Source organism: Alteraquisediminimonas sediminicola, from assembly GCF_019740335.1.
GTDB classification, from domain to species: Bacteria; Pseudomonadota; Alphaproteobacteria; order Sphingomonadales; family Sphingomonadaceae; genus Alteraquisediminimonas; species Alteraquisediminimonas sediminicola.
Window position 1 is genome coordinate 129,637 of sequence record NZ_JAHXZS010000005.1, and the last position, 17,307, is coordinate 146,943.

The 17,307-nt window shown below is 60.4% G+C and carries 14 protein-coding genes; 12 read left to right on the forward strand and 2 right to left on the reverse strand.

Annotation, left to right across the window (positions count from 1 at the left end):
* The first annotated feature begins 39 nt into the window (after nt 1-39).
* The 12 genes from K6117_RS11015 to thiS all read left to right on the forward strand — a co-directional run bounded on the left by K6117_RS11015 (nt 40) and on the right by thiS (nt 16,392).
* Complete coding sequence (locus K6117_RS11015; RefSeq protein ID WP_221794945.1) at nt 40-1,449, forward strand: helix-turn-helix domain-containing protein; 1,410 nt, start codon at nt 40-42, stop codon at nt 1,447-1,449.
* Nucleotides 1,450-1,683: 234 nt separating this feature from the next.
* A complete protein-coding gene (locus K6117_RS11020; RefSeq protein ID WP_221794947.1) occupies nt 1,684-4,578 on the forward strand; it encodes a TonB-dependent receptor domain-containing protein in 2,895 nt (964 codons plus the stop codon).
* A gap of 99 nt (nt 4,579-4,677) precedes the next feature.
* The gene (locus K6117_RS11025) at nt 4,678-6,951 is read left to right on the forward strand and encodes a ribonuclease R family protein (protein WP_221794949.1); all 2,274 of its coding nucleotides are present in this window, start codon (nt 4,678-4,680) and stop codon (nt 6,949-6,951) included.
* Nucleotides 6,952-7,019: 68 nt separating this feature from the next.
* Nucleotides 7,020-9,344: a patatin-like protein gene (locus tag K6117_RS11030; protein WP_221794951.1), complete on the forward strand. Its 2,325-nt coding sequence runs from the start codon at nt 7,020-7,022 to the stop codon at nt 9,342-9,344.
* 99 nt (nt 9,345-9,443) lie between these two features.
* Nucleotides 9,444-9,794 carry a hypothetical protein gene (locus tag K6117_RS11035; RefSeq protein ID WP_221794953.1) on the forward strand — a complete coding sequence of 117 codons (351 nt, stop codon included), beginning with the start codon at nt 9,444-9,446 and terminating at the stop codon, nt 9,792-9,794.
* Nucleotides 9,791-10,468, forward strand: coding sequence for an orotidine-5'-phosphate decarboxylase (gene pyrF, locus K6117_RS11040; protein WP_221794955.1), 678 nt, complete (start codon nt 9,791-9,793; stop codon nt 10,466-10,468). The genes K6117_RS11035 and pyrF overlap by 4 nt, the downstream gene beginning before the upstream one ends.
* A gap of 11 nt (nt 10,469-10,479) precedes the next feature.
* Nucleotides 10,480-11,121, forward strand: a complete 642-nt coding sequence (locus K6117_RS11045) for a phosphoribosylanthranilate isomerase (protein ID WP_221794956.1) — start codon at nt 10,480-10,482, stop codon at nt 11,119-11,121.
* Complete coding sequence (trpB, locus tag K6117_RS11050) at nt 11,118-12,350, forward strand: tryptophan synthase subunit beta (protein ID WP_221794958.1); 1,233 nt, start codon at nt 11,118-11,120, stop codon at nt 12,348-12,350. Before K6117_RS11045 ends, trpB begins: the two co-directional genes overlap by 4 nt.
* Nucleotides 12,347-13,138 (forward strand): tryptophan synthase subunit alpha, encoded by a 792-nt coding sequence (gene trpA, locus K6117_RS11055; RefSeq protein WP_221794960.1) that lies wholly within the window; start codon nt 12,347-12,349, stop codon nt 13,136-13,138. The genes trpB and trpA overlap by 4 nt, the downstream gene beginning before the upstream one ends.
* A 9-nt stretch (nt 13,139-13,147) precedes the next feature.
* Entirely contained in the window at nt 13,148-14,002 is an 855-nt protein-coding gene (gene accD, locus K6117_RS11060) for an acetyl-CoA carboxylase, carboxyltransferase subunit beta (protein ID WP_221794962.1), read from the forward strand.
* A gap of 17 nt (nt 14,003-14,019) precedes the next feature.
* Nucleotides 14,020-15,348, forward strand: coding sequence for a bifunctional folylpolyglutamate synthase/dihydrofolate synthase (locus K6117_RS11065; protein WP_221794964.1), 1,329 nt, complete (start codon nt 14,020-14,022; stop codon nt 15,346-15,348).
* A gap of 48 nt (nt 15,349-15,396) precedes the next feature.
* The gene (gene thiS / locus K6117_RS11070) at nt 15,397-16,392 is read left to right on the forward strand and encodes a sulfur carrier protein ThiS (protein ID WP_221794966.1); all 996 of its coding nucleotides are present in this window, start codon (nt 15,397-15,399) and stop codon (nt 16,390-16,392) included.
* 7 nt (nt 16,393-16,399) lie between these two features.
* Here thiS and K6117_RS11075 read toward each other — a convergent pair whose 3' ends face one another.
* Nucleotides 16,400-16,816, reverse strand: coding sequence for a limonene-1,2-epoxide hydrolase family protein (locus tag K6117_RS11075; RefSeq protein WP_221794968.1), 417 nt, complete (start codon nt 16,814-16,816; stop codon nt 16,400-16,402).
* Between the two features lie 58 nt (nt 16,817-16,874).
* The gene (locus K6117_RS11080; RefSeq protein WP_221794970.1) at nt 16,875-17,279 is read right to left on the reverse strand and encodes a DUF3617 domain-containing protein; all 405 of its coding nucleotides are present in this window, start codon (nt 17,277-17,279) and stop codon (nt 16,875-16,877) included.
* Nucleotides 17,280-17,307: the final 28 nt, after the last annotated feature.

Consider the following 17,307-nt stretch of genomic DNA (forward strand, 5'->3'; position numbering starts at 1 on the left):
AAGTTGCAAATATAGACTTTGCGGAATAGGCTGCACTTCATGTCCCGACATCGCATTTACGCCGGTAGCCGCATCAGGGCGCTGCGCGCCGCCCGCCAGTTAAAACAGGCGGATATGGCGGCGCTTTTGGGCATTTCGACCAGCTATCTCAGCCAGATCGAACATGACGACCGGCCATTGACCGCCGCACTGCTGACGACACTCAGCGAACGTTTTGCCGGTGATTGGCAGCCGATGGGGGTGGAACAGGTCACGGGCCGGATTGCGGCGCTGGCCGAGGCACTGGCCGATCCCGCGATACCGGGGCCGCCGATCGATGCCGAGACCCTTTATCGTTTTGCCGAACAGCAACCCGCCTTGGCAGAACGGATGATCGCGATGCACGACGGCTTTCGCCAAAGCCAGGAACAGGTCCGTATCCATGACGATGCGTTGGCCAGCGGCGTGGGCGATCCGGCTCGCCTGCCATGGGAAGAAGTGCGCGACTGGTTCCATTGGTCGGGCAATTATGTCGATGCGCTGGACCGCGCCGCCGAGCGATTATCGCGCGACATTGCCGCTGGCGAGATGGTGAGCGAGGCCGCGCTTCATCAGCGCCTGCTGGCCCGCCATGGCATTCGGGTCGCGAGCGCGCCCGTATCCGCGCCGCTGCGACAATTCAGCCGATCCCAGCGCGAATTGCGGGTCAATGCCGCTTTGCCGCCCGAAAGCCGCCGTTTCGTCATCGCCCATCAACTCGCGGCGCTGGAAATGGCGGCGCATATGGGCGAAATCGCGTGGACATCGCCCGGCCTGTCGGATGAGGCGCGGACCTTGTTGAGGATCGGCCTTGCCAATTATGCGGCGGGCGCGATTTTGATGCCTTATGGCCGCTATCGCGAACGAGCGGCAGCGCTGCGCCATGACATCGACGCTTTGTGCCAGCAATTCGGAGTGAGCTTTGAACAGGCCTGCCACCGCCTCTCCACCCTGCAACGCCCGGGCGAACGCGGCGTCCCCTTTTATTTCCTGCGGGTGGACATGGCGGGCAATATCACCAAGCGCCACAGCGCGACCCGGCTGCAATTTGCGCGTTTTGGCGGCGCTTGCCCGTTGTGGATTGTGCATGAGGCCGTCGCCATTCCCGACCGTATCTTGGTCCAATTGGCCGAAACGCCCGATGGGGTGCGTTATGTATCGATGGCCAAGGGGCTGGTGAAGCCGTCCGGCAGCTTCACCCGTGCGCCGAGGCGCTATGCCGTGGCCTTGGGGTGCGAAGTCGGGCAGGCCCATCAGTTCATCTATGCCGATCATGTGGATATGGGCGGGAACGGCAACCCGACACCGATTGGCATTAGCTGCCGCCTATGCCCCCGCCCCGATTGCGACCAACGCGCCTTCCCGCCCGCAGACCGACCGGCGCTGGTGGACCCGGATGTGCGCGATGTCGTGCCGTATCGGGTGGGGTGAGTATAAATTTACCGCCAAAATAAGATAAAAACTATTAATAAACAACTATTTCGGCATGATTTTGTGACAAATTTATTACAGGTATCCACCATTCTCATTGCACCGCCTTTGTGCTGTGTTGCCACCGAACATAAATGACGTTGAAACCTTTCCAGTCAGTCGCCGCAGGGGGCGGAGACTGCGTTCACCGTTAATCGCAGGGCGATGCAAGTCCCTGTGTAATGGGGGTTTATAATGTCGCTTAAAAACACCACACATCTTTTGGCGAGTTCCATTCTCGCTAGCGCCATCGCCCTGCCAGCCTATGCTGCTGCGGCGACGGCAGAGACCGAATCCAACGAGGTTATCATTGTCACCGGCTCGCGCATCGCGCGCCCCGACCTGCAGGCATCGACACCAATCCAAGTGGTGAGCGCGACGAACCTTGCGGAACAAGGTGCCGTCAATGTCAGCGATGTGCTGAATGAACTGCCCGCAGTCGGGATCGGCACCACCCGCACCAATTCGAACTTTGCAACGTCGGGCAATGGTCAGGCGACGGTGAACCTACGCAATCTTGGCTCTAATCGCACGCTCGTCCTGCAAAATGGTCGCCGCCTCGTATCCGGCATCGGTGGCAGCTCTGCGGTCGACCTCAACAATATCCCGACCGAATTGATTGAGCGCGTGGAAGTGCTGACCGGCGGGGCATCCGCGCTATACGGGTCGGAAGCCATGGCCGGCGTCGTCAACTTCATCCTCAAGAAGAACTATCAAGGGGTCGCGCTGCGCACACAAGCCGGGATCACGTCCAAGGGCGATTTACCGACACGTTTGTTTGCCGCCACCGCAGGCACGAATTTCAACGATGGCCGGGGCAATATCACCGTCTATGGCCAATATGACAAGGATGGAGGCCTGCTATCGCGCAAGCGGAAAATTTCGGCTGAGGACAATCCGTTCCGCAGTTCTTTTGTCCCACAGGGCCGTTTTGACGTGATCGACCCCAATGGCGACGATATTCAGGACCTGTCGACGGTTTACACCTATGGCCCCGATAACCAGCTGAAAGAAGGCTATGTCGGCGCGGTAGATGGCTATAACCGGAACGCCCAACGTTATATCTCGGTCCCAGTCGAGCGTTATATGGGATCGATCCTTGCTCATTATGATTTTGCGGATGAAATCGGCGTCTTCTTCGAAGGCAATTACGCCAAGACCAAGTCGCGCAGTAGGTTGGAGGCCCTCGCCACTGACAATAGCGATGCGACGATGCCAGATGGCACACCCTATGGCGGCCTGACCATCGACAATCCCTTTATCCCGGATATTATCAAGGCAAAGATGACGGAATTGGGTACCGACACCCTATTGTTCCGCAAGCGCATGGTCGGCGTGTTTGATCGATCCAATGTGAATGAACGCGAATATTATCGTGTGGTCGCAGGCTTTCAGGGTGAGATCGCGGGCAAATGGAATTGGGATGCCTATTATAATTATGGGCAGACAACTGAGTCCACCGCGTCTGAAACCGCGCTGCGTGACCGCTATTATTATGCGTTGGATGCCATCGCCGGTCCGGGCGGCACAGCCATTTGTCGGGATGCCGCTGCACGGGCGGCGGGCTGCGTCCCGTTCAACCCCTTCGGATTCAACTCGGCCAGTCCGCAAGCCGCCGCCTACATCACCAACAATGGCCAGTTGTCGACCTATGATTCCAAGGTCAGCCAATCCGTATTTGGCGCCAATCTCTCCGGCCCGATATACACGCTGCCTGCCGGTGACGTGAAAATCGCCGTAGGGGCAGAGCGGCGGACTGAAAAAAGTCGAGAAGTCTTCGACCTGCAAACCCAGCTCGGCAACACTATGGGCAATGCGCTGACCAACACCATTGGCAAATACAAGGTGTTCGAAAGCTATGCCGAAACCGTCATCCCGCTGATCGCCGACCAGCCATGGGCGGAATATCTGGGGGTTGAAGGTGCGGTGCGCTATGGCGACTATTCGACCGTCGGCACTGTCTGGAGCTGGAAAGGCGGCGCCGAATACGCGCCAAGCCGCGACATCCGGTTTCGCGCCGTATATTCGGTCGCGACCCGCGCCCCGAATATCGGTGAACTGTACCAAGGCGCGTCACAAACTTTCCCGAATGGGATCGTCGATCCCTGCGAAGGCGTGACGCTAACATCCAACCGGCCACAGGATGTCTATTGCCGGGCGGTGCCGGGTATCGCTTCTCAGATCGCTGGCGGTGGCGCGTTCACCTATGATGACAATACCGATGTGCAGAGCATTGAAGGCACGGATGGCGGCAACCTCAATTTGTCCGAAGAAACCGCAAAGACGCTGACATTGGGCGTGGTCTTCACCCCGCAATCGATCCGCAATTTCTCAATGACGGTCGATTTCTTCGACATCCGAGTCCGGGATGCGATCCAATTTGTTCCGCGCAACAGCATCCTCCAGACTTGCGTCGATATGGCGGGTGCTTCGCCTTTGTGCGAATTGATCGTGCGGGAAGGCGCAGGTGGTAATCCGCGTGGTCGCACCCCGGGCACTGTCTGGCAGATAGATTCCCGCCCGGTAAACGCAGCCTCTATCCAGACACGCGGCATCGATGTGGCCGTGCGGTACAAGACACCTGAATTCCAGATGTTCAAGGCCACATCGGCGATCAGCTTCAATCTGGCCTATACCTATCTGGACAAGTTGACGCTCCAGCCGCTGGCAGGCCTGCCGGTCGAAAACAACCGAGGCCAGCTTGATGGCGATGGTCGCTTGGGCGCCGGTTTCAAGCATCGCTGGAATCTGTCGACCACGCTCGACATGGGGGATGTCAGCCTGAACTGGCGCGCCAATTTCCTCAGCAAGATGAAGGACACGCTGGGGCCGGATGTGGATTCGCCGCTGGGTGACGAAACCAACACCGTCAAATCCTATTTCTACAATGATGCGCAATTGCGTTGGAACTTTGGCGGCGATACCAACCGAACGCTTGAGTTGTATTTTGGCATCGACAACATGTTTGATGTGAAGCCACCGGTCATCAACCAGAATGGCGCATCGCACATCACCGGCACCGAAACGGCGGCAGATACTTATGACCCCTATGGCCGCCGCTTCTATGCAGGGGCCGCGATCAAATTCTGACCTGCTTGCTTTGATGAATAACAAAGGGGGGATGCGGGCGACCGTGTCCCCTTTTTTTGGCGCTTTCATCCGGGCGGCACCGGCCCTACATGTGTTCGAATGACCCGTTCTTCACATGACCCTTTGCCTAGTCGGCAGCAAATCCTCGACTTCATCGCCAAGTCGGCCCAGCCTGCCGGAAAGCGGGAGATTGCGCGCGCCTTTGGGTTGCGCGGGCATGACAAGATCGCGCTCAAGGCGTTGTTGAAGGACATGGCGGATGAAGGGTTGATCGATTCCGCCCCGGGCCGCGCCTTTCATAAAATGGGCGGGGTACCGAAGGTGACGGTGCTGCGGATCGTCGATGCCGATGGCGATCAGGTTTTCGCCGTGCCGGAAAGCTGGCAGGCCGAGGGCAAGCCCCCGCCCCGTATCCGGGTGATCGAAGGACGGCGGCGGTCGGCGCTGGCCATTGGGGATCGCATTCTCGCCCGCACCGAAGAGGCGGGCCATGGCGTGATCGCCCATCCGATGAAGAAGCTCGCGCGCGGCGAGGAATTGATCCTTGGCGTGGTCGAGATGATGGAAAATCGGGCGTGGCTGCGCCCGGTCGACAAGAAAGAGCGCCGCGACACGATCATCAGCGACCTTGGCAATGCCCAGCCCGGCGATCTCGTGCTGGCCGAAAAGGCCGGACGCCCACCGCGCATTACCGCGCGGGTGACGGAAGTGCTGGGCGACCCATTTGCGCCGCGTTCGTTCAGCCTGATCGCGATCCATAAATTCGGCATTCCCGATCATTTCCCCACAGAAGTGATAACCGAGGCCGAACAGATGGCGGCGCAGGCATTGGGCGAAGGCCGGGAAGATCTGCGCCATCTGCCGATCATCGCCATCGATCCAGTCGATGCCCGCGATTTTGACGATGCCGTCTGGGCGACGCCGGATGATGACCCCGCCAATCCCGGCGGGTTTAAGGCGATTGTCGCCATTGCCGATGTCAGCTTTTACGTGCGCCCCGGATCGCAGCTTGACCGTCAGGCGAAAAAGCGCGGCAACAGCGTGTATTTCCCCGATCGGGTGGTGCCGATGTTGCCGGAGGCGCTGTCCGCCGATGTCTGTTCGTTGCGGGCCGATCATGATCGCGCGGCGATGGCATGCCATCTGCAAATCGATGCCAAGGGCCAGATTGCGACTTGGCGCTTTACCCGCGCGTTGATCCGGGTGCGGGCGAATATCCCTTATGAACAGGCGCAGGCCGCGATGGATGGCGGCGAGCATCCGTGGAAGGCGGAGGCGCTGGAACCGTTATGGGCGTGCTGGCAGTTGCTATCCAAGGCGCGGGCGAAGCGCGATCCGCTGGAACTTAACTTGCCCGAACGGCGCGTGGTGCTGGATGCGGAGGGGCGGATTTTATCGGTTGCGCCGCGTGAACCGCTGGATGCCCATCGCGTGATCGAAGATTACATGATTTCGGCCAATGTCGCCGCTGCCAAGGCGTTGGAGGCGAAGAAGCAGCCGGTGATGTATCGCGTCCATGAACCACCGAGCCGCGAAAAGCTGGCGGCGTTGAAGGATTATCTCGAAACCTTCAATGTGCCGCTGGCCCTTGGGCAGGTGGTGACGCCGGAGACGTTCAATCGCATCCTTGATCGGGTCGATATTCTGTATCCGGATTCGGATGAAACCCGCGTCCTCATCACTGAACAGATTTTACGCAGCCAGATGCAGGCCTATTATGCGCCGGTCAATGCAGGGCATTTCGGGCTGGCGCTGGGCAGCTATGCACATTTCACCTCGCCCATTCGCCGCTATGCCGATTTGCTGGTGCATCGGTCGTTGGTCGGGGCCTATCATCTCGATCCGGCGCGCCGGGAGACATCGCTGACCGGCACCGAGGCCGAAAGGATGACCCCGATTGGCGAGCTGATTTCCGCCTGCGAACGCCGCGCGATGGAGGCCGAGCGCGAGACGGTCGATCGCTATGTCGCGGCTTTTCTGGCGACCAAGGTCGGTGAAGTGCTGGAAACCCGCATTACCGGGGTGATGGATTTCGGGTTCTTTGCCACGGTCGAAGGGCTGGGCGGAGATGGACTGGTGCCGGTATCGACCCTTGGGGTGGAGCGTTTTCACTTCGATGAAAAGGCCCGCACGCTGACGGGTGCGGAAACGGGTGAGCAATATCGCGTCGGGCAAAGGCTTGAATTGCGGCTGGCCGAGGCCAACCCGATTTCCGCCGCATTGCGATTCGAACTGCCGGAAGGGGCGAACCATTTGCCATTCAGGGGACGGCGTCCGGAATCGGGCCGCAACAACAAAGCGGGCGGCAAGGATCGACGTCCAACCGCGAACAAGCGTGGCCGCCCGGCCAATATTCGTCATCGCGGTCGATAATCGTCGAACTGCGTTGGTTTATGTCGATAATCCTCGACAGGGACGGCAGCGGCTGACACGGTAAGACCATGCGCGACAAGGAGCTTCGCCTCGCCCTGATCTGTTACGGCGGCATTAGCCTCGCCGTATATATGCATGGCATCACCCGGGAGATCTGGCAGATCATCCGAGCGAGCGAGCGGTTCAATCGTCACATCATTGCGCTGGATGAAACACCGCCTGCCCCCTGCCCTTATGACGAATTGCTGGCCTATGTGGCCGGACGGGGCATCCGGTTGCGGGTGATGGTCGATATTATCGCCGGGGCGAGCGCGGGCGGGATCAACGGGATTTTTCTGGGGCAGGCCATCGCGACCGGCCAATCGCTCGATCCATTGACGGACCTCTGGCTGGATAAGGCCGATGTCGATCAATTGCTCGATCCCGATGCGCGGCCATGGTCGTGGTTCAGCAAATGGTGGGCGGTGCCGATTGCGTGGCTGGCGTTACGACGCCCCGGCGGATCGATCAACGCGACGGTCGAACCGGAAAGCCGGGCCGAGGTGCGTCGCAAATTGTCGAACTTTGTGCGGGGGCGGTGGTTCGCCCCGCCCTTTGGTGGACCGTTGTTCACGCGAATTTTGCTGACGGCGCTGGATGCGATGGCGCGACAGCCCGCCGGGCCGCGATTGTTGCCCGCCGATCATCCGCTCGATTTGCTAGTGACGGTGACAGACTTTGGCGGCCATGCGGAATGGTTGAAATTGAGCGGCACCGTCACGGTCGAAGAACATGAGCATCGCCTGACCATCGGCTTTACCGATGACGGGCGGCGGGCGGGCGCGAGCATCCCGAGCCTTGCCTTTGCGGCGCGGGCGACGGCGTCTTTTCCCGGCGCATTTCCACCTTTTACCGTGACCGAAATGGATGACGTGTTGCATGCCGATGACCGCGAATGGGCGGATCGCGAGGCGTTCATGGCACGGTTGCTGCCGCATATGGGCCAAGGGACAGACCCTGAATCCTTGGTACTGATCGATGGATCGGTACTGGCCAATGCGCCGTTCAAGCCCGCGATGCAGGCCTTGCGCGACCGCCCGGCACGGCGCGAAATCGACCGACGCTTCGTCTATATCGATCCCAAGCCGGGCCTGCGCGGCGGCGGTGGACGACCGGGTCGCAAGGCAGGGCCGCCGGGGTTTTTCACCACGATTTTTGGCGCTTTGTCGGACATTCCCCGCGAACAGCCGATCCGCGACAATCTGGAGGCGCTGGAACAGCGTTCCAGCCGCATCCGGCGCATGCAGCACATCCTTGATGCGGTGCGGCCAGAAGTCGAGGTCGTCATGGCCGAGACCTTTGGCCATACACTGTTTCTTGATCGGCCCACCCCGGCGCGGCTCAATACATGGCGGCAAAAGGCGCAGCATGAGGCGGCCAAAAGGGCGGGCTATTTCTATCCGAGCTATGGCCATTTGAAATTGAGCCAAATTGCGGAAGAGCTGGCCCGGATCGTCAATGCGATGTGCGGGAACCATGATGCGTTGACGCAGGAAATCGTGCGCCAGTCGATCTGGACCGCGATCCGGGTGCGCGGCATTGATTCACTGTCGGCCATGACTGCCGAAGGGGCATCGGACGCGACCATCGATTTTTTCCGCAACCATGATCTTGGCTTTCGCATTCGGCGGTTGCGGATGCTCAATCGCAAGGCGGCGACGCTGCATGCCGCGACCAAGCCGGGACCGGAACGCGACGCGGTACAGACGTTGCGCGAAGTGATTTTTACGTCGCTCGCGGATTATCTCGACCGCGAACGGGTCGATTTTCACCGGGATCGGATCGGACCGATCTTATCCGAAATACATACAAGGCCTGAGGCCGTGCTGGACGCAATTGCGGAGGTCCGGGATTTGCGCGCGGTGGATGAAAAGGCGGAGCAATTGCTCGCCGATGGCCTTGCCCAACTGCCGAAGCCATTGCGGCGCGATATGTTGCTCGGTTATTTGGGATTTCCTTTTTACGACATTGCGACCTTGCCATTGTTGCAAGAGGCGGATGTCGATGAATTCGATCCGATCACGGTCGATCGCATTTCGCCGGTCGATGCACAATCTTTACGCAAGGGCGGGCCGGAGGCGACGCTTAAAGGGATACAGTTCAACAGCTTTGGCGCATTTTTCAGCCGCCGCTATCGCGAGAATGATTATCTTTGGGGGCGGTTGCACGGGGCGGAGCGGATGATCGACATTGTGCTATCTTCGCTGGAAAGCGATGATTATCCCGATCCCAAAACGATCATGGGCTTTAAACGGGCGGCATTTGGCCGGATTTTGGCGGAAGAACGGCCAAGATTATTGCTGATCGCCGCGTTGATTGACGAATTGGAGGCGCAGATTGCCGGTTGGGAGTAGGCAGCGCCCCGAATGAAGGCTAGGATTGCAGGCTTGGCAGGGGTAAAATCCTGATAGATGATGGCGACATCAATTTGGGCGCATGGGGGTGTTTGGACGATGCAGTTTCTGAAAACCCTGTTTTGGGTCATGCTGGCGGTGATTGCGGTCGCCTTTGCGGCCAATAACTGGATCGTCGTATCGATCAAATTATGGGGCGAAACCAGCCTCGACACCAAATTGCCAGTGTTGATGCTGGTCTCATTCCTGTTGGGCCTTGTGCCGTTGCTGCTGTGGCATCACGCATCGAAATGGTTGTTGCGGCGGAAATTGTCCCGGCTGGAGGCCGCATTGGCGAATGAGCAAGCGACCCGGCCCCATGATCGGCTTGACCCGCTTGACAAAGACGCCTCAGACCTGACACCGGCACCATCTGCGGCGCCAATGGCCGTTCCTCCGGGGGTTGCATGACACGTTCACCGATTTTTGTTGCTATCGATACGCCAGATCTGGAGCGCGCCAAGCAGATCGCGGCACAGGTCCATCATCATGTCGGCGGGATCAAGCTGGGGCTTGAATTCTTTGTCGCCAATGGCCGGGCTGGGGTAAAGGACATGGCGGCATTGGGCCTGCCGATCTTTCTCGACCTGAAATTTCACGACATTCCCAATACCGTCGGCAAGGCGATACAGGCGTTGCGTCCATTAGAACCGGCGATCATCACCGTGCATGCCGCAGGTGGCCGGGCGATGATGGAAGATGCGAAGGCCGCGGCCCCGCTTGGCACCAAGGTCGTTGCGGTGACCGTGCTGACCAGCCTTGATAGCGATGATCTGACCGCCATCGGCATCGACTCCGACCCGCATGAACAGGTCGAACGCCTGACCCGTCTGGCGATGGAGGCCGGATTGGATGGCGTGGTCTGTTCGGGCAATGAAGTCGCCGCCGCCAAGAAGATCTGGCCCAAGGGCTATTTCGTGGTGCCGGGCGTCCGTCCGGCCAATGGCGTGATCGGTGATCAGAAGCGTACGATGACTCCCCGCCAGGCGATGGATAATGGCGCATCGATCCTGGTCATCGGTCGTCCGATCACCAAATCGGAAAATCCCGATCAAGCCGCGCGCGAGATTGAAGCGACGCTGTAAGAGGCCGAAAAATGCCCGTTCAGGCCAAGATTTGCGGACTATCCACGCCCGATACATTGGAGGCGGCAATCCTGCATGGCGCAAGCCATGTCGGTTTTGTACATTTCCCGAAAAGCCCGCGCCATCTCGGCTTTGAGGCCTTGGCCGGGCTGGCGCAGCACGTGCCGGATAGGATCGGGCGGGTTGGGGTCATTGTCGACGCCGATGATGAAATGATCACAGCAATGGTGCAGGCCGGACGGCTCACCGCCATTCAGTTGCACGGCAAGGAAACGGCAGAGCGCGTGGCCGAGGTCAAAAGATTGACCGGGATTGAGGTGTGGAAAGCCGTGGCGGTGCGGACCGGGGCCGATCTGCGCGAGGCCGCGCGATTTGTCGGGGCGGCGGACCTGTTATTATATGATGCCAAGCCGCCGGAAGGTGCCGATTTGCCGGGCGGATTGGGCATCAGTTTCGATTGGGAATTGCTGCGCGGCGTGCGCCATGCCTTGCCTTGGGCCTTATCCGGCGGGCTGGATGCAGACAGCGTGGCGCAGGCCGTTGCCATCACCGGGGCAACGCTATTGGACATTTCTTCCGGGGTCGAAAGCACGCCGGGCGTGAAGAATGTGGACAAAATCGCCCAATTCCTTAAAGCAACGTCGTTATTATGACCCTGACCAACTCATTCCGCGCCCAACCCGATGATTCCGGGCATTTTGGGCAATTTGGTGGCCGCTATGTCGCCGAAACATTGATGCCGATGATTCTGGAACTGGAGCGCGAATATCGGGCGGCTAAGGCTGATCCCGCGTTTGCCGCCGAGTTTGAGGATCTGTTGACCCATTATGTCGGTCGGCCCAGCCCCTTATATTTCGCGAGCCGGTTGACCGAATTTGTTCGCTCTACGGCCAAGCCCGGCAAGGGCGCGAAAATCTATCTCAAGCGCGATGAGCTGAACCATACCGGCGCGCACAAGATCAACAATTGCGTCGGCCAGATTCTGTTGGCCAAGCGCATGGGCAAGACCCGCATCATCGCGGAAACCGGCGCGGGCCAACATGGCGTGGCGACGGCGACCGTGGCGGCGTTATTTGGCCTGCCGTGCGTTATCTTCATGGGCGCGACGGACGTTGAGCGGCAAAAGCCGAATGTGTTCCGGATGAAATTGCTCGGCGCGGAAGTGCGCCCGGTGACATCGGGCGCAGGCACGCTGAAAGATGCGATGAACGATGCGTTGCGCGATTGGGTCGCCAATGTGGACGATACTTTTTACATCATCGGCACCGCCGCTGGTCCCCATCCCTATCCCGAACTGGTGCGCGATTTCCAATCGGTGATCGGCAAGGAAGCGCGCGAACAGATTCTCGAACGCGAAGGTCGTTTGCCGGATTTGCTGGTTGCGGCCATTGGTGGCGGGTCGAACGCGATTGGCCTGTTCCATCCGTTCCTCGATGATGAGGAAGTGGCGATGCTGGGCGTAGAAGCCGCAGGCCATGGCCTTGATACCGATGCCCATGCGGCGTCGCTCGCCGGGGGTGAACCGGGCATTCTTCATGGCAACAAGACCTATTTGTTGCAGGATGACGATGGCCAGATCATCGAAGCGCACAGCATTTCCGCTGGCCTTGATTATCCGGGCATCGGGCCGGAACATAGCTGGCTCCACAGCATCGGGCGGGTCGAATATACCTCGGCCACCGATATGGAGGCGCTGGAAGCATTCAAGACCATGTGCGCGGTTGAAGGCATTATTCCGGCGCTGGAACCGAGCCACGCCATGTCTGCCGTGATCAAGCGCGCCGCCGAAATGGATGCGGACCAGATCATTATCGCCAATCTTTGCGGTCGGGGGGACAAGGATATTTTCACGGTCGCCGACGCCTTGGGGGTGACGATATGAGCCGCCTTGCCGACAGCTTTGCCCGTTGCCGCGCCGAAGGGCGGGCGGCGTTGGTTACTTTTGTGACCGGGGGCGATCCGAACCCGGCGGCCACGCCTGCGATTCTTGATGCGCTGGTCGAAGGCGGTGCGGATGTGATCGAACTCGGCATGCCGTTCACCGATCCGATGGCCGATGGCCCCGCGATCCAGCGCGCGAATATCCGCAGCCTTGAGGCCGGGACCAAGACCGCCGATCTGTTGCGGATCGCCACGGAATTCCGTGCGCGTCACCCGCAGGTGCCGTTGGTGTTGATGGGCTATGCCAATCCGATGGTGAAGCGCGGGCCGGAATGGTTTGCGAACGCCGCCAAGCAAGCGGGCGTCGATGGCGTCATCTGCGTCGATATTCCGCCGGAAGAAGATGCCGAGCTTGGCCCCGCCTTGCGCGCGGCGGGGATCGATCTCATCCGCCTTGCGACGCCGACATCGGATGCGGAACGCCTGCCGACCATCATGGATGGGGCATCGGGCTTTATCTATTATGTGTCGGTCGCCGGGATTACCGGCATGCAGCAGGCCGCCCAGTCGAGCATTGATACAGCTGTGGCCCGGCTGAAAACCTTTACCAACCTGCCGATTGCCGTCGGTTTTGGCGTACGCACGCCAGAACAGGCAGCCGCCATTGGCAAGGTATCGGATGGCGTTGTTGTGGGGTCGGCGCTTGTCGACCTTGTTGCCGAACATGGCGAACAGGCAGCCGGACCAGTGCGCGACCTTGTCGCCAAGCTGTCCGCTGCGCTGCGATAGGAGAAACAGATGAGCTGGCTCCACCGGGTACGCAAGGGTATCGCATCGATCACCAAGCGCGAGACGCCCGACAATCTCTGGCACAAATGCCCCAAATGCGCGCAGATGATCTTCACCCGCGAATTTGAAGACAATGCCCATGTCTGCCCCAAATGCGAGCATCATGGTCGCATCGGCCCCAAGGCACGCTTTCACGCGCTGTTCGATGAGGGCAGCTGGACGGTGCTGGCCCAGCCCGCCGTGCGCGAAGACCCGCTGAAATTCCGCGATCAAAAGCGCTATACCGACCGCATCAAGGCCGCACGGACCGCGACCGGCGAGACGGACGCGCTGATCAACGCCAAGGGCAAGATCGAGGGCCAGAAGGCCGTGATCGGCGTGCAGGACTTTGCGTTTATGGGCGGATCAATGGGTCTGGGCGTGGGCGCGGCTTTTGTCGTCGGCGCGCGTCAGGCGATTGCCGACAAATGCCCCTATATCATCTTCACGGCAGCGGGCGGCGCGCGGATGCAGGAAGGCATTTTGTCGCTGATGCAAATGCCGAAGACGACCGTGGCGATTGCCGAGCTGCGCGATGCGGGCCTGCCCTATATTGTCGTGCTGACCGACCCGACCACGGGCGGCGTGACGGCGAGCTATGCCATGTTGGGCGATGTCCAGATTTCCGAACCGGGCGCGTTGATCGGCTTTGCCGGGCAGCGGGTGATCGAGAACACGATCCGCGAGAAATTGCCGGAAGGCTTTCAGCGGGCGGAATATCTGCTTGATCACGGGATGCTCGATATGGTCGTCCATCGCCATGAACTGCGGGCGACGCTGGCACAGTTGATCGGCTATCTCGCACCTGGCAAGAAGGCGGCGTAAGCCGCCCGAACTGGCCCATGGCCGACAAGGCGCGATCTTCCAATCCTCAAGTACAGGCGCAACTGGACCGGCTGACGATGCTGTCGCCGGGGCGCGATGTGCTGGGCCTTGAACGGATATCGCTATTATTGGCGCGGCTGGGCAATCCGCAACTGGCGCTGCCGCCCGTGTTTCATGTCGCCGGGACCAATGGCAAGGGATCGACCTGCGCCCTGCTCCGCGCGATGCTGGAGGCGGCGGGACATCGCGCCCATGTCTATTCCAGCCCGCATCTGGTGCGGTTTAACGAGCGGATACGGCTGGCGGGGCGGTTGATCGATGATGCGCCATTGGCTGCGCTGCTGTCCGAAGTGCTGGATGTGGCGGCGGGGATTGAACCGAGCTTTTTCGAGGTGACGACCGCCGTGGCATTCCTTGCCTTTGCCCGCACGCCTGCCGATGCCTGTATCATCGAGGTGGGCCTTGGCGGGCGATTGGATGCGACCAATGTGCTGATCGATCCATTGGTCGCGGGCGTTGCCCAATTGGGCATGGATCATGAGGCATTTCTGGGCGACAGCCTGCCCGTCATTGCCGGGGAAAAGGCCGGGATTGCCAAGCCGGGTCGGCCATTGGTGACGCAAGATTATCCGGCGGCGCTGCGTCAGGTAGTGGCGGAAACGGCGACGCTGGCCGGGGCGGTGCATTATCCGCGCGGGGGCGATTGGGAGGCGCAGGTCGAGGCGGGCCGGTTGCATTATCGCGATGCCGCCGGGGCGTTGGACCTGCCATTGCCTGCGCTGGCGGGCCAGCATCAGGCGGATAATGCCGCGCTTGCCGTTGCGATGTTGCGGCATCAGGACCGGCTGGAGGTATCTCCCGAGGCCATGGCGCAGGGGTTGATGGCGGCCCGCTGGCCTGCGCGGTTGCAGCCATTGCATGCCGGGCCGTTGCGCGATCTGTTGCCGGAAAACGCGACATTACTGCTGGATGGCGCGCATAATCCGACGGCGGCCACAGTCGTAGCCGATCATCTGCGCGCGATGTTGTTGCCGGGGCAGCGCGTGCATCTGGTGGCCGGACTGCTCGCGAACAAGGAATTGACGGGGGTGTTGGCCCCCTTTGCGGGCATTGCCGCCTCGTTAATCGCCGTGCCGGTGCCGGATCATGCCCATCATGCGCCGGATGTGCTGGCGGCACAGTCGCGGGCGTTGGGCATCGCTGCGGATGTCGCGGGGGATGTCGCAGCGGCGCTGGCGATGCTGACCGCCCGGATGGGGGAAGCGGAGCGGCCTCTCGTGTTGATCATGGGGTCGCTTTATCTTGCGGGCGTGGTGCTGGATGCCAATCGCGAATGGCCCGACTGACGCGCGGGACCATTGCATCGCCCACGGCCATTGATTAGGGCTAATGACATGACTGATACCCTTGCCACTATCGCCCTTTCCATCAACGGCGACGCGCGCCATGTGCCGACCGGCACGACGCTTGCCGGACTGGCCGCCTTGCTTGAACTCGATCCGGCCAAGATCGCCGTTGAACGCAATCTCGAAATCGTGCCGCGCTCGACCTATGCGGATGTGGCGCTGGCGGATGGGGATCAGCTCGAAATCGTGCATTTTGTTGGCGGTGGCGATCATGCGGATGATAGCTGGACAGTGGCGGGCCGGACATTCCGGTCGCGATTGATCGTCGGGACCGGGAAATATAAGGATTTTGCCCAGAATGCCGCCGCCGTTGCGGCGTCAGGCGCGGAAATCGTCACCGTGGCGGTGCGGCGGGTCAATATTTCCGATCCCAAGGCGCCGATGTTGACGGATTTTATCGATCCCAAGAAGATCACCTATCTGCCGAATACGGCGGGCTGTTTTACTGCCGATGACGCGATCCGCACGTTGCGGCTGGCGCGCGAGGCGGGCGGCTGGGATTTGGTGAAGCTGGAAGTCCTGGGCGAGGCGAAGACGCTGTACCCGGACATGGTGGAAACATTGCGGGCGACCGAAGTGCTGGCCAAGGAAGGCTTTTTGCCGATGGTCTATTGCGCGGATGATCCCATCATGGCGAAACGGCTCGAAAATGTCGGCGCGGTCGCGATCATGCCATTGGGCGCGCCGATCGGATCGGGCCTTGGCATCCAGAATGAGGTGATGATCCGCCTGATCGTCGAGGGTGCATCGGTGCCGGTGCTGGTCGATGCGGGCGTTGGCACCGCGTCGGATGCGGCGGCCGCGATGGAACTGGGCTGCGAGGGCGTGTTGATGAACACCGCGATTGCCGAAGCCGGAGACCCGATCATGATGGCCACCGCAATGCGCCATGCGGTCGAGGCCGGTCGCCTTGCCTATCGCGCCGGGCGCATGGGCAAAAGGCGCTATGCCGACCCCTCCAGCCCATTGGCCGGGTTGATTTAAGACCGCGTCAGGCCGCGGGCTGGGGAGGGATCTTGGCCATTTCGCGTTCGAACATCGCGAGGTCGAAATAATCGCGCCATGCGGCGATCTTGCCGTCGCGGATCTCGAAGATGCCCGCGATCGGGAAGCCCACCCAGACGCCGTTGAAACATAAGCGGTCGGTGCGTTCGTTCATCACGATATTGCCGGTTGCGACCTGATGATGGACTTGCCAATCGCACGCTTCGAATGGCGGGAAACCAGCTATAAAGGCCATGGCGGCTTGCTTGCCGATGATCGGATCCATCGGGATATTGTGATAGAATACATCATCCGCCAGCAACGCGCAGATCCCATCCATATCAACCCGATTCCATGCCGCCACAAAGGCCGTGACGATATCGGATGCGGTGCTGGATACGGTGTCGGATGCGGTGCTATCCATGATGTGATCCCCCTTGCCCTTGCTGGACGTCATGTGTGCGGATTCAGCCGCACAGATTTTAGGGTAATTTTCCACAATCGCCGATGCGGCGCAACTCGGCGCTATAGGAAAAGGGCAGACCATTGGCGATGCCCTGTGTTTCAAGCCGGACCAGACGCGGGGTTTCGAAATGCAAAACCGACCGGCCCCAGCCCTTGGCCGCGCAGGTGTAATGGACCGTCAGGCCCATCGGGTTTTGGGCAAGAACTGTCTGGATGCAATGGCTGCCCGGATGTTCGCGACGCAATAATATGGCCGGATCAGTGACGCAGATCGCGACCGGCTGTGGATGCGCGGTGGGGCCGAATTCGCGGACCTGATATTGCCCCGGTTCGAACCGGCTATCGGCGCTGGCGACGCCGGGGAGGACATGCAACGCAACAATCAGGGCCAAGGCGGCAAGTCTGCGAGCGGATTTCAACATCTTCCCCTCCCTCTGCGCCGCATGATCC